Raw genomic sequence first — 12,009 nt, 5'->3', positions numbered from 1 at the left:
AGGAGGACATGGTGGCCAAGGCAGCCCGTGAAGGCCGAATCGACCCGACGTGGCCCGAGCTGCCCGACGGCGAACATCCAGTGAGCGAGCTCGCCAGCACCCGGCAGGGCTCGCTGTCGCCCTTCGGTGACCTGGAGTTCCCGCTGGATGAGGTGCCGTACGTGCACCCCGTCACGGAGATCAACCGATAGACCACCCCGCCGGCCTGCTGCTCGCAGCGGGCGCGGGCCGTCGGATGGGCGGCCCGAAAGCACTCGTCGAACTCGACGGCGAGCCACTCGTGGGGCGTGCCCTGCGAGTGCTCGCCGACAGCGGTTGTTCGCCGCTCATGGTGGTGCTCGGCGCTTCGGCCGCGAGAGTGGCCGAGATCGTCCCTCCGGGCGTTCGGATCACCGTGGCTGACGACTGGGCGGAGGGGATGGGCGCCTCCCTCCGCGCCGGGCTCGCCGCGCTGGAGGCGCTCGACCCGGTGCCCGACGCCGCGCTCGTCCACCTCGTCGATCTGCCGGGCGTCACCGCCGAGGCCGTGAGACGGATCGCAGCCCGTACCGACCCCGACGTCCTGGTGCGCGCCGCGTACCACGGGCGACCGGCCCATCCGGTGCTGATCGGGCGGTGGCACTGGGCGGGCGTGCGCGCGGCCGCCGTGGGTGACGCCGGCGCCCGCGGCTATCTGTCCGGGAATCCGGACCTGGTTCTCGTCGAGTGCGGAGATCTGGCCGTCCCCGACGACGTCGACACCCCTGAGCAGCTGGCCCGCTTCAGGTCCCGCTGACCCGCGCCTCGCCCGGGTCGCGGGGTCGGCAGCGGGTCAGCGGGCTGGGCCGGAGGGTTCGAGGGTTGGTGACCTTCCGGAGCTTCAGAGGGTGTTTCAGAGGGTGATGTGCTGGCCGGGGGCGATCCGGTTCGGGTTCGCGGCCAGGCCGGGGTTCTTCTGCACCAGGCCCTTCCAACCGCCGGCAACACCGTGCCGGCTCGCGATCGTGGCGAGCGTGTCCCCGCTCTTCACCACGTAGGAGCCAGCGGTGGCAGGGGCGCTGAGTCGCACCTGCTGGGCGGGGGCGCTGCGTTGCGTCGCGGGCTCTCCGACCGCACCGGCCTTGCGGGAGCAGACGGGCCAGGCGCCCCAACCCTGCTTGGCCAGCACGCGCTCGGCGACAGTGATCTGCTGGACCCTGGTGGCTTGGTGTGCGCCGGGGGCGAACTCCGCGCCGCCGAAACCTCTCCACGTGCTCGGGGTGAACTGCAGCCCGCCCTCGAAGCCATTGCCGGTGTTGATGTCCCACCGGCCGCCGCTCTCGCATTGCGCGACGCGGTCCCAGGTGCTGTCGGTGGCCGCGTGGGCCGCCGGCACGGCGATCACGAGCGGTGCCCCGGCAACAGCACCGGCGATGGCGGTGCGGGCGATGGTCCGCCCGGTGGTGGTGGGGGCACGATGACGACCGCGGTAGCGCGCCATTTGAAGCATCTCCGTGCGCTGCGCATGGACAAACCGCCGGGGAGCTGGCGGGGCGGCACGAGCCGCCACAGTCCTTCCTGTCCCGCGCTTCGTCAGGCAACGGGGGCCGGAACCGCCGGACAGGGGAGCGCTGCGGTTCCGGGGCTCGGCCGGAACCTGGGGAGTTCCGGTGGGCCGCGAAGGACGGTACGTGCGGGTCGGCCATGAGCAAACCCACCGCATACCGAAGGCAAAGGGCCACCACGATAGGCTGAACGGCGCAACGCGGTGAAGTTCTGGCTGATCAGCCAGCCGCGTTAGCAACGCGTATGAGCGCCGATGGTTGCCTCGACGTGAGGCAGATCACCTGAACTCGGCTCGGCTCCGCTCCGTGAGCACCCGCATCTGCCACGCCGTAAGGTTTTGATGTGGAGCTGACGCACGTCGATACCGCCGGTGCCGCCCGCATGGTGGACGTCACCGGCAAGGAACCCACCGCGCGCACCGCGGTCGCCACCGGCGTCCTACGCACCACGACGGAAGTCGTGGACCTGCTGCGCCGCGACGGCCTGCCGAAGGGCGACGCGCTGGCCACAGCCCGGATCGCCGGGATCATGGGCGCCAAGCGCACACCCGACCTCGTGCCACTGTGCCACCCGATCGCACTGAGCGGCGTCGTGCTCGATCTCGAGGCCGACGGCGCCGAGGTGCGGATCCAGGCCACCGTCCGCACCACCGACCGCACCGGCGTCGAGATGGAGGCCCTCACGGCCGTCGCCGTGGCCGGGCTCGCCCTGCACGACATGGTCAAGGCCGTCGACCCCGCCGCCGTGCTCGACAGGGTGCAGGTGGAGCGCAAGGAGGGCGGCAAGACCGGCACCTGGACGCGCCCGGAGGACCGCTCGTGACCGCCGACGTGCTCTCTCCCGCGAAGGCGGAATCATGACCGCACCCGGCCGCCGCGCCCGCGTGGTGACGGCATCCAACCGGGCCGCGGCGGGGGTCTACGCCGACCGCGGGGGGCCGCTCATCGTCGACTGGCTGCGCGAGCGGGGGTTCGAGACCCCCGACCCGGCCGTGGTGCCCGACGGCGAACCGGTCGGGGACGCGCTGCGGGCAGCCGTTGCCGACGGCGTCGATGTCGTGATCACGACGGGTGGCACCGGGATCTCACCCACCGACGCGACCCCCGAGGTCACCCGGTCCGTCCTGGACTACGAGGTGCCCGGACTGGCCGACGCGATCCGAGCCGCCGGAGCACCCAAGGTGCCGACGGCGGTGCTCTCCCGCGGACTCACCGGCGTCGCAGGGCGCACACTCGTGGTGAACCTGCCCGGATCGACAGGTGGAGTTCGCGACGGTCTTTCGGTCCTCGCCGACGTGCTGGAGCACGCGGTGGACCAGCTTCGAGGAGGCGATCACCGATGACGGAGGCGACAACCGGAGCCGCAGTCCTGCGGGCCGCCGTCGGCGAGGCACCGCTCGACGTCGCGGAGCATGCCGCGCTCGTCGATCGGGCTGCCGCCGGCGCGGTGGTGACATTCGCCGGCGTGGTGCGCGACCACGACGGCGGCCGCGCCGTCCGGGGCCTGGAGTACAGCGCACATCCGAGCGCGGAGAAGGTCGTGGCCGAGGTGGCGGCGGAGATCGCCGCCCGCGCGTACGGCGTGCGGGCGATCGCGGTGAGCCACCGGGTCGGCCGGCTCGCGATCGGCGACGTGGCACTGGCCTGCGCCGTCGCGGCGGATCATCGGCGCGAGGCCTTCGAGACCTGCGCAGAGTTGGTCGAGGAGGTGAAGCGCCTGTTGCCGGTCTGGAAGCACCAGGTCTTCACCGACGGCACCGACGAATGGGTCGGCTCGACCTGAGGTCGAGCGGCCCATCCGCCGAGGCCGTGCGCGGGTACGGACGGCGGGGTGGGACCGTACCCGCGCACGAATGGCCTCAGGCCAGGTCGAGCTGCTGGCCGATCTGAATGACGTTCGGGTTGGTCAGAACGTCCTTGTTGCGCTCGAACAGGGCGGGCCAACCGCCCTGGAGCCGACGATCGGCCGCGATCGCGGACAGCGTGTCGCCCTTGACGACCGTGTAGTCCGCTCCGTTCTTGGTCAGCCGGGGGACCGACGTGTGCTCCGCGACCGGAGCAGCCTTCTCGGCCGGCGCCTGGGCCTTGGCCGGGGCCGAATTGACCTGAACCTGCTGCGAGGTGTGCACCGCCCGCGGCTGGGACGTGTATGACCGCGCGCCTGCCTTCTTCGAGCACACGGGCCATGCGTTCCAGCCCTGTGCCGCCAGCACGCGCTCTGCCACGGCAATCTGCTGCTCACGGCTGGCCTGGTGCGCTGAACCCTTCCCACCGAAGGCCCGCCAGGTGGACGGGGTGAACTGCAGTCCGCCGGAGAACCCGTTTCCGGTGTTGATCTGCCAGTTTCCGCCGCTCTCGCACTGGGCGACTCTGTCCCAGACGTTGTCGGGGGCCGCGTTGGCGGTGCCGGCAACGGCAATCGGGACACCAACGGCAACTGCACCGGCAACTGCCAGACGCAGCAGACTTCGGCCCTTGCGAGAATCAGGTCGAGAAGTCATTTGTTGCTCTCCAAACCACACCGTCAAGGAGAACCTGCACGTCAGAGAGCTGGGAGTGAGCCCTGACGAACAACTCCTGCCATCTGTCAAGGCCGCAGAGCGACTTTTGACGAAATAGCTTCCTTGGCCCTGTCCCGTCTCCTTCTCGACGGACCGGAACCGCGGGACAGGGCCCTGGCGCGGCGGATCCGGATGTATTCCGGTCGGCCCTCTCGGAACGACCGGCGGTAGACGCTACGAGCCACCTATGGCAAACCGTCAAACCCCAGTCGGGTGACCGGGGTCACCTTAGAACGCGTAACCACTCGGCAATGTCCGGATATCCGCAGGTCAGGCGCCACTTGCATTACGACGCCATCCCAGCGGATGAAATACAATCAAAGTGGAAGTATTGTCAGTACGGCAGTAGATCGACTGCTTACAGAGAGTAGCGACAGCCTTGGGAACGGACTCGCTCCCGAGCCCCACACGGGTTCGCGCGCCCTCACCCGCAGTGGCTGCGGCCGCGTCGTTCAGTCATGCTGGATCCGTGACCGATCGCCCGAACGCCGCGGGTTCGCCCGTCGCGCTGGCGGCTGCGCTGCGCTCCACCGGCTACCTCGCCGACGACGGCATCGCCACCGCCGCATTCCTCGCCCTGCAGATGAACCGACCCCTCTTCTGTGAGGGTGAGCCGGGCACCGGCAAGACGGCACTGGCCCACGCCCTCGCGGAGGTGTTCGGAGCCGAGCTCATCCGGCTGCAGTGCCACGAGGGGATCGACGCGGCCCAGGCGCTCTACGACTGGGACTTCCCCCGCCAGCTTCTGCACCTGCGCGCCCTCGAGGCCGCGGCAGGGGCCTCCGGTGAGCGGCTCGACGCCGACTCCGTCGAGGCATCCCTCTACGACCGGCGCTTCCTTCTGGCCCGCCCGATCCTGCGCGCTCTGCAGTCCACCCCGAGCGTGCTGCTCATCGACGAGATCGATCGCGCCGACGACGAGTTCGAGGCGTTCCTGCTCGAGGTGCTCACCGAGCACGCCGTCACCATCCCCGAGGTCGGCGAGATCAGGGCCACCACGCCCCCGCTGGTGGTACTCACGTCCAACCGCACGCGCGAGGTTCACGACGCGCTCAAGCGCCGCTGTCTCTACATCTGGCTCGACCACCCCGACCTGCAGCGCGAGATCGAGATCCTGCACTCACGCCTACCCGGCCTGCCCGAGCGGCTGGCCGCGCAGGTGGCCGGTGCGGTGCAGCAACTGCGCCGCGCCGATCTGCTCAAGCCGCCGGGCGTCGCGGAGACACTCGACTGGGCCCGCGCACTGCAGCTCGTCGGGGCCCGGCACCTGGACGTCGACAGCGCGGCCGCCACGCTCGGCGCGGTCCTCAAGTACCGCGAGGACGCCGACCGCGTCCGTACGCAGCTCGACGCCCTGCTCGCTTCCTGAGACCACTATGTCCACGCCATGACCACTTCGACGCCGGCACCGACCGACGATCCGGTTCCCGGTCTCGTCGGGTTCACGGTCGTGCTCCGCAACGCCGGGCTGGCGATCACCACGGACCGGACCGCCGCCTTCCTCTCCGCGCTCGACGCGCTCGACGTCACGAGCCGGATGCAGACGTACTGGGCAGGCCGCCTCACGCTCTGCTCGGACCCCGACGACCTGCCGCGCTACGACAGCGCCTTCGAGGACTGGTTCACCCCACCGCAGGGCGGCCGCACCCAGGTCACCGACCACCGGCAGCCGCCCCCGAAGCTGGCCTCGCTCACCCCGTCCGAGGAAGAAGGGGAGAGCGAGGAGGACGGGCGCCCTGAGCCGGTCATCCGGGCGCGGGCCAGCGGCACCGAGGTGCTGCGCAACCGCGACTTCGGAGACCTCACCCCGGCCGAACGCGAGCACCTGCGGCAGCTGATCGCGCTGCTGCAACCGGAGCTGCCGTCGCGCTCGTCACGCCGCCTGCGACCGTCCCGGCACGGCGATACCGACGCCCGGGCCACCCTGCGAGCCATCCTGCACAACCAGGGCGAACTGCGTGAGCTGCACCGCCACGACCACTCGCGCCGGCCGCGCAAGGTGGTGCTGCTCGTCGACGTCTCGGGCTCCATGGAGCCCTACGCCGACGCGCTGCTGCGTTTCGCCCATGTCGTGGTGCGCCGCTCGCCCGGTGCGGTCGAAGCCTTCACCCTCGGCACCCGCCTCACCCGGGTCACCCGCGAGCTGCGGATGCGCGACCCCGAACGCGCGCTCGCCGCGGCGGCCAAGGCGATCCCCGACTGGTCGGGCGGCACCCGGCTGGGCGAGGTGCTGCGCGCGTTCGTCGACCGCTGGGGGCAGCGCGGTGCGGCCAGACGCGCGGTCGTCGTCGTGTTCTCCGACGGCTGGGAACGCGGCGACACCGACCTGCTGGCCCAGCAGATGGCCAGGCTGCGGCGGCTCGCCCACCGGCTTGTGTGGGTGAACCCGCACGTCGGCAAGGAGGGCTACGCGCCCGTGCAAGGTGGAATAGTCGCAGCGCTTCCGTACTTGGACGATCTGTTGGCAGGGCACAGTCTCGCCACACTGGAACAACTGCTCGAGGTGGTACGGCATGCGTGACGTGGTGAGCCAGCTGGACGGCTGGTGGCAGAAGGGCGAAACCGCTGCGCTCGCGACAGTGGTCGGGACTTACAGCTCCGCGCCGCGCCAGCCCGGGGCATCGATGCTGGTCGGGCCGGGCGGTGAGGCAGTCGGCAGCGTCTCGGGCGGCTGCGTCGAGGGTGCGGTCTACGAGCTGGGGCAGCAGGTGCTGGCCGAGGGCAGGCCGGTGCTTCAGCGCTACGGCGTGTCCGACGACGACGCCTTCGCGGTGGGGCTGACCTGCGGCGGCATCATCGACATCTTCGTGGAGAAGGTCGATCCCGAGACCTACGCCCAGCTCGGCGCGGTGGCCGAGGCCATCCGCGACGAGTCGCCGGTGGCCGTGGCCACCGTGGTGTCGGGGCCTGCGGAGCGGCTCGGCAAGCGGCTGATCGTGTGGCCCGACCACACCGACGGCGGCACGGGCTCGGACCGGCTCGACGACGCCATCCGTGACGACGCCCGCGGCCTGCTCGATGTGGGGCGCAACACGATGCTTCATTACGGGGTGGACGGGCAGCGCCGTGGCGAGGGTCTCGACGTGTTCGTCGAGTCGTTCGCCCCGCCGCCGCGGATGATCGTGTTCGGGGCGATCGACTTCGCCGCGGCCGTCGCGAAGATCGGTACCTTCCTGGGCTTCCGGGTCACCGTGTGCGATGCGCGTCCCGTCTTCGCCACCGCGTCCCGCTTCCCGGGGGCCAACGAGGTGGTCGTCGAGTGGCCGCACCGCTATCTCGCCGCCGAGGCGGAGGCAGGGCGGATCGATAACCGCACCGCTCTGTGCGTGCTGACCCACGACCCGAAGTTCGACGTCCCGTTGCTCGAGGTGGCCCTGCGGCTGCCGGAGGTCGGGTACATCGGCGCGATGGGCTCGCGGCGCACGCACGAGGACCGGCTGGAGCGGCTGCGCGAGGTCGGGGTGACCGAGAACGAGATCGCGCGCATGTCGTCGCCCATCGGGCTCGACCTGGGCGCCCGCACCCCGGAGGAGACGGCGGTGTCGATCGCGGCCGAGATGATCGCCCTGCACTGGGGCGGCGCAGGCTCCCGCCTGGCCGAGCGCGAGGGCCCGATCCACGTCGGCTGACCGCCCAAGATCACCATGAGCCGTACACCAGGGCCCTCCATGGGGCGCTGGTGTACGGCTCACGTTGTTTAACCGGCCAGTTCCCGGCGAACGGCGGACGCGACCCGCCACGGCCTCCGCAGCACGTCGTAGGCGCGAAACCGCAGGACCCGCCAGCCGAGGCTTGTGAGCCGGGCCTGGCGTTCCAGGTCGCGCAACGCCCGCTCCGGAGCGCGGTGCTCACCGCCGTCGTACTCGACGGCGAGCCGGATCATCGGATACGCCAGGTCGAGGCGGTATGGCCCGACTGGGTGTTGTAGAACCGGCTGCGGAAGGCCTGCATCGTGGATCGCCATCCGGATCCGCGTCTCCATGGGTGACTCGGCCCGCGGATTCGCACGCCGCGCCACCTCGCGCAGCTGTTCACTTCCCCTGGCACCGCGTCGAAGGTTGCCGAAGGGGACCAGCTCCTGCGGCGAGAAACCTGCTGTTCGCGCCAGCGCATCAACGGCGACCACCGCTTCCACCAGCGGCGAGCGCCGACCGAGGTCGTAGGCGGTCCGTATCGGTGTCGTGACAGCAACCCCGCTCACATGCGTGATCTCGTCCGACGACAGGAGATCCTCCCGGACTCGCAGGCCCGGGCGGCTGCGGAACCGGCGAGGCACGACGATCTCGGCAGGTGCATCTGCAGGTCCGCAGGACGCGCCCAGCAACTCTGCAGCGGAGTAGCCGCCCAGCGCGCCCCATCCATCGACAAGCACGTGCGCAGCCAAGGACCGAACCGTCAGATCCGGCACGACTTCCACGCTCACGTAGACATCCGGGAAGAGGCGACGGAGGTGTGGGCCGCGCAGCATCTTCGGGGTGACGGCACCGGCCGCGACGGCGGCGGAACCGCGGAACGGACGCGTGAGATCCATGCGGTCTTGGACGGCACCGGCTCACCGGCGGTTCCGTAGGTTCTCGAGCGCGCGCTGGTTCAGCCTCGGGCCTGAACGATCGCGCGCTGGGGTGGCGTCATGGTCGTAAGCTGCGCCGCCATGCGGTTCTACGCCGAACGTCCGGTGCGGGTGATGCTGCAGCTCCTGGCGGACGCGCTGGCCGTCGGCTGGGTGGTGCTGTGCGTGGTGGTCGGACGTGCCGCCCGCGAGCTCATCCTCGCCCTCCAGGGACCCTCGCGGGCGCTCGCCGGCGCGGGCGACACGATCCGCGGCGCCTTCGACGATGCGGCACGGACCGCGCAGCAGGTGCCCTTCGTGGGGGACGATCTCGCGCGCGGGCTCGGCACCGGCACCGGGGCCGGCGACGCGCTGGCCGCTGCGGGGCGGGAGCAGATGGAGACGATCGCGGCCGTCGCGCTCGGCGCCGAGATCGGGATCATCGTGCTGGGGGCGCTGCCGGTGCTGCTGCTGTGGCTGCCGCTGCGCATCCGCTACGCGCGGGCTGCCCGTTCGGCCGTCGCGGTGCGGTCGGTGGACTCCGACCTGTTGGCCCTGCGGGCCATGACCCGCCTGCCGGTCCGGCGGTTGCGGAAAGTGTCGCCCGACCCGGCCGCCGCATGGCGACGCGACGACCGGGCCGTCGTGCACGGGCTTGCGGCGATCGAGCTGCGGAGCCTCGGCCTGCGTGCCCCGGCGCGCCCGCCCGACTGAGCGCCCGCTCTCTCATCCCTGAACGGTCACGGCCTTGTCGTCTGTGAGCACGGGCCGTCCCTCGCCGTCCGACGGGTCGTCCTCCAGCACCCGGATGACGTACTCCCCCGGTGCGAGCGGCACGGTGAAGGCGAACGGCGCGAACCGCTGACCCTCCGTCGTGCTCGTGAAGCCCGACTTCAGCACCGCACCGCCGCGCAGCACCTGCCATCCGACGGTCGCCTCGAACACTGCGGCCTCGCCCATCACCTCCACGTTGGGCCCCAACACGGCACCGTGGGCGGGCCCGTCGATCTGCACGAGGGAGCGGAGTGCGTACTCGTCGCCGCGCACCACCGGCTCGGCCGTGCCGACTCCCCACAGCTGGTCCACGGGCGCACCGTCCACGAGGATCCGCACGGGGTCGGTTGCCTGCAGCGCGGCCTGCACGGTGAACACCAGCTGCTGCACCGAGAGCTGCGCGAACTCGGCGCCCACCTGGGCATCCTGCGGAAGAGCGAGGTCGACGACGATCGTGCCGTTCTCCGTGAGCACCGGGCTGCGCAGCTGGGTGCCGGGCGGCCAGTGCGAGTGGTAGTCGGGATCGATCCCGCTGGGGGCGGCCAGCATCTCCCGCACGGCGTCGCTCGCCACGTCGGTGGACGGGACGCGGTGGAACTCCCGCTGCAGCCGGATGCCGGCCGGGGTCGATGCCAGGTAGTAGACGGGCAGTGCGACCGAATCGGACGCCGGCGGGCTCGAGGGCGGGCCCGACTCGGCGGTCCTGACGGGCCCCGATGCGTCTCCCGACGGCGGAGGCGCGCCGCTGCATCCACCGAGGAGCACCGCGAGGACTGCGAGGGCAAGTGGAGTACCGCGTCGCACGAGCATCCCGAGCACCTCCGCAGGGTTCGGTTCCACCGTGCCGGATGCCGCCCGGCTGCCCGCACGACGCGCCGGACGCGCCCGGGTGGCACCCTGCGGCCCATGCCGTTGTTCTCGTTCGAGGGTAAGTCCCCGACCGTGCATCCCGACGCCTTCATCGCTCCCACCGCCACGCTGGTCGGCGATGTACACGTCGAGGCCCACGCATCCATCTGGTACAACGCGGTGCTCCGCGCCGACTTCGGCCCGATCATCGTCCGCGAGGGCGCGAACGTGCAGGACAGCTGCGTGCTGCACGGCGGAACGGATCCCGTCACCGAGGTCGGCCCGGGCGCGACGATCGGCCACCTCTGTGTGGTGCACGGTGCCGTGATCGGCCGCGAGGCGCTGATAGGCAACGGCTCGACGATCCAGGACGGCGCCCGCATCGGGGCGCGCTGCCTGATCGGTGCGGGGGCCACCGTCGCGCCCAACACCGTGGTGCCCGACGAGCAGCTCGTGCTGGACACGGTGGCCAGGGTGAAGGGGCCACTGACGCAGTCGGCCCGCTGGTGGGTGGAGGGCAACCCCGGGATCTACCAGGAGCTGGCCCGGCGCCACCGCGCGAGCGTCACACCGGTCGTCCCGGTGCACGAGGGCTGAGGGGCACGTGCGCGCCCGACTCGACGAGATCGTCGTCGACTGCCACGACCCGGCCCGGCTCGTCCGGTTCTGGGCGGCCCTGCTGGGCGGGGAGCCGGTGGACCGTGCGGCGTCGTGGTCCTACGTCGATCCGCCGGGCACGCCGCGGCTCGCGTTCCAGGCGGTACCCGAGCACAAGGCCACCAAGAACCGGCTGCACCTCGACCTCGCCGTGCCGGCCATCGGACCGGCCGCGGACGAGGCCGTGGCGCTCGGGGCCACGCGCAGCGGCGACGTCGTCACCGATGCCCAGGGCTCCTTCCAGGTGATGCACGACCCGGAAGGCAACGAGTTCTGCTTCGTGGAGTGAGGGCCGTCGTCAGCTGGGATCGGGGTCCGGCGAGGAGGCCTGCGCCCAGTAGCGGCGCGGGATGCGTCCCGCCTCCCGTGCGGCCCGCCCCGCCTCCACCGCCAGCCGCATCGCGTGCGCCATCCGCTCCGGGTCGCCCGCCCGCGTCACCGCGGTGGCGAGCAGCACGGCGTCGCAGCCCAGCTCCATCGCCTCCGCGGCCTCCGACGCGGTGCCGATCCCGGCGTCCAGGACGACCGGGACTGAAGCCGCGGCCACGATCATCTCGATGTTGTGGGGGTTGCGGATGCCCAGCCCGGTGCCGATCGGCGAGCCCAGCGGCATCACGGCGGCGCAGCCCGCCTGTTCCAGCTTGCGGGCGAGCACGGGGTCGTCGTTGGTGTAGGGCAGCACCGTGAACCCGTCGTCGACGAGCTGCTCGGCGGCGTCCAGCAGCTCGATCGGGTCGGGCAGCAGGGTGCGCTCGTCGGCCACGACCTCGAGCTTCACGAGGTCGGTCTCGAGCGCCTCGCGCGCCAGCCGGGCGGTGAGCACGGCCTCCGCCGCGGTGCGGCACCCCGCCGTGTTGGGCAGCACCTCGATGTCGAGGCGGCGCAGCAGATCGAGCACCCCCGTGCCGGTGGCAGCGTCGATCCGCCGCATCGCCACGGTGGTCAACGCCGTGCCGGACGCGACGAGCGCTCGCTCCAGGATCTCCAGGTTCGAGGCGCCACCGGTGCCCATGATCAGCCGGGAGGAGATCTTCCGCCCGCCGATCACCAGGACCTCGCTCTCGACGGACGAGCTCGTCACTGAGTCTCCGATCAT

The 12,009-nt window shown here is 71.5% G+C and carries 14 protein-coding genes and 1 pseudogene; 10 read left to right on the top strand and 5 right to left on the bottom strand.

The annotated features are described in order from the left end of the window. Positions 1–8: 8 nt before the first annotated feature. Positions 9–191 carry a hypothetical protein gene (locus MMF94_RS14985; RefSeq protein ID WP_241037072.1) on the top strand — a complete coding sequence of 61 codons (183 nt, stop codon included), beginning with the start codon at positions 9–11 and terminating at the stop codon, positions 189–191. Further along, positions 188–775 carry a nucleotidyltransferase family protein gene (locus MMF94_RS14980; RefSeq protein ID WP_277398736.1) on the top strand — a complete coding sequence of 196 codons (588 nt, stop codon included), beginning with the start codon at positions 188–190 and terminating at the stop codon, positions 773–775. Before MMF94_RS14985 ends, MMF94_RS14980 begins: the two co-directional genes overlap by 4 nt. Before the next feature lie 96 nt (positions 776–871). Here the strand turns inward: MMF94_RS14980 and MMF94_RS14975 are convergent, their stop codons facing one another. Continuing rightward, the gene (locus tag MMF94_RS14975) at positions 872–1,459 is read right to left on the bottom strand and encodes a LysM peptidoglycan-binding domain-containing protein (RefSeq protein WP_241037069.1); all 588 of its coding nucleotides are present in this window, start codon (positions 1,457–1,459) and stop codon (positions 872–874) included. Positions 1,460–1,866: 407 nt separating this feature from the next. Between MMF94_RS14975 and moaC the strand changes: the two genes are divergently transcribed. Then, positions 1,867–2,346, top strand: a complete 480-nt coding sequence (gene moaC / locus MMF94_RS14970) for a cyclic pyranopterin monophosphate synthase MoaC (RefSeq protein WP_277398731.1) — start codon at positions 1,867–1,869, stop codon at positions 2,344–2,346. 34 nt (positions 2,347–2,380) lie between these two features. Next, positions 2,381–3,306 (top strand): annotated as a pseudogene (locus MMF94_RS43355) (molybdenum cofactor biosynthesis protein MoaE). A gap of 76 nt (positions 3,307–3,382) precedes the next feature. Here MMF94_RS43355 and MMF94_RS14955 read toward each other — a convergent pair. Beyond that, entirely contained in the window at positions 3,383–4,045 is a 663-nt protein-coding gene (locus MMF94_RS14955; protein ID WP_379660436.1) for a transglycosylase family protein, read from the bottom strand. Between the two features lie 508 nt (positions 4,046–4,553). Here MMF94_RS14955 and MMF94_RS14950 point away from each other — a divergent pair. The 3 genes from MMF94_RS14950 to MMF94_RS14940 are packed head-to-tail and all read left to right on the top strand — an operon-like array spanning position 4,554 to position 7,713. Beyond that, positions 4,554–5,453, top strand: coding sequence for an AAA family ATPase (locus MMF94_RS14950; protein ID WP_241037064.1), 900 nt, complete (start codon positions 4,554–4,556; stop codon positions 5,451–5,453). Between the two features lie 18 nt (positions 5,454–5,471). After that, a complete protein-coding gene (locus MMF94_RS14945) occupies positions 5,472–6,605 on the top strand; it encodes a vWA domain-containing protein (protein WP_241037062.1) in 1,134 nt (377 codons plus the stop codon). Continuing rightward, positions 6,598–7,713 (top strand): XdhC family protein, encoded by a 1,116-nt coding sequence (locus tag MMF94_RS14940; protein WP_241037060.1) that lies wholly within the window; start codon positions 6,598–6,600, stop codon positions 7,711–7,713. Before MMF94_RS14945 ends, MMF94_RS14940 begins: the two co-directional genes overlap by 8 nt. A 68-nt stretch (positions 7,714–7,781) precedes the next feature. Here the strand turns inward: MMF94_RS14940 and MMF94_RS14935 are convergent, their stop codons facing one another. Then, entirely contained in the window at positions 7,782–8,615 is an 834-nt protein-coding gene (locus MMF94_RS14935) for an endonuclease domain-containing protein (RefSeq protein WP_241037058.1), read from the bottom strand. A 99-nt stretch (positions 8,616–8,714) separates the two neighbouring features. Here MMF94_RS14935 and MMF94_RS14930 point away from each other — a divergent pair, with 99 nt between their 5' ends. After that, on the top strand, positions 8,715–9,347 hold the full coding sequence (locus MMF94_RS14930) for a hypothetical protein (protein WP_241037057.1): 633 nt from the start codon (positions 8,715–8,717) through the stop codon (positions 9,345–9,347). Between the two features lie 12 nt (positions 9,348–9,359). Here the strand turns inward: MMF94_RS14930 and MMF94_RS14925 are convergent, their stop codons facing one another. Continuing rightward, positions 9,360–10,217 carry a GerMN domain-containing protein gene (locus MMF94_RS14925; protein ID WP_241037055.1) on the bottom strand — a complete coding sequence of 286 codons (858 nt, stop codon included), beginning with the start codon at positions 10,215–10,217 and terminating at the stop codon, positions 9,360–9,362. Between the two features lie 96 nt (positions 10,218–10,313). Between MMF94_RS14925 and MMF94_RS14920 the strand changes: the two genes are divergently transcribed. Continuing rightward, positions 10,314–10,853 (top strand): gamma carbonic anhydrase family protein, encoded by a 540-nt coding sequence (locus tag MMF94_RS14920; RefSeq protein ID WP_241037053.1) that lies wholly within the window; start codon positions 10,314–10,316, stop codon positions 10,851–10,853. A 7-nt stretch (positions 10,854–10,860) separates the two neighbouring features. Then, positions 10,861–11,202: a VOC family protein gene (locus MMF94_RS14915; protein WP_241037051.1), complete on the top strand. Its 342-nt coding sequence runs from the start codon at positions 10,861–10,863 to the stop codon at positions 11,200–11,202. Positions 11,203–11,211: 9 nt separating this feature from the next. On the opposite strand, the gene thiG is transcribed toward MMF94_RS14915, so the two are convergent. Beyond that, complete coding sequence (gene thiG, locus MMF94_RS14910; RefSeq protein ID WP_277398730.1) at positions 11,212–12,009, bottom strand: thiazole synthase; 798 nt, start codon at positions 12,007–12,009, stop codon at positions 11,212–11,214.

Source organism: Pseudonocardia alaniniphila (genome assembly GCF_022524485.1).
Classification (GTDB): Bacteria; Actinomycetota; Actinomycetes; order Mycobacteriales; family Pseudonocardiaceae; genus Pseudonocardia; species Pseudonocardia alaniniphila.
Note: the sequence above shows the minus strand (reverse complement) of the source record. Positions and strands in the feature narration are given on the sequence as shown.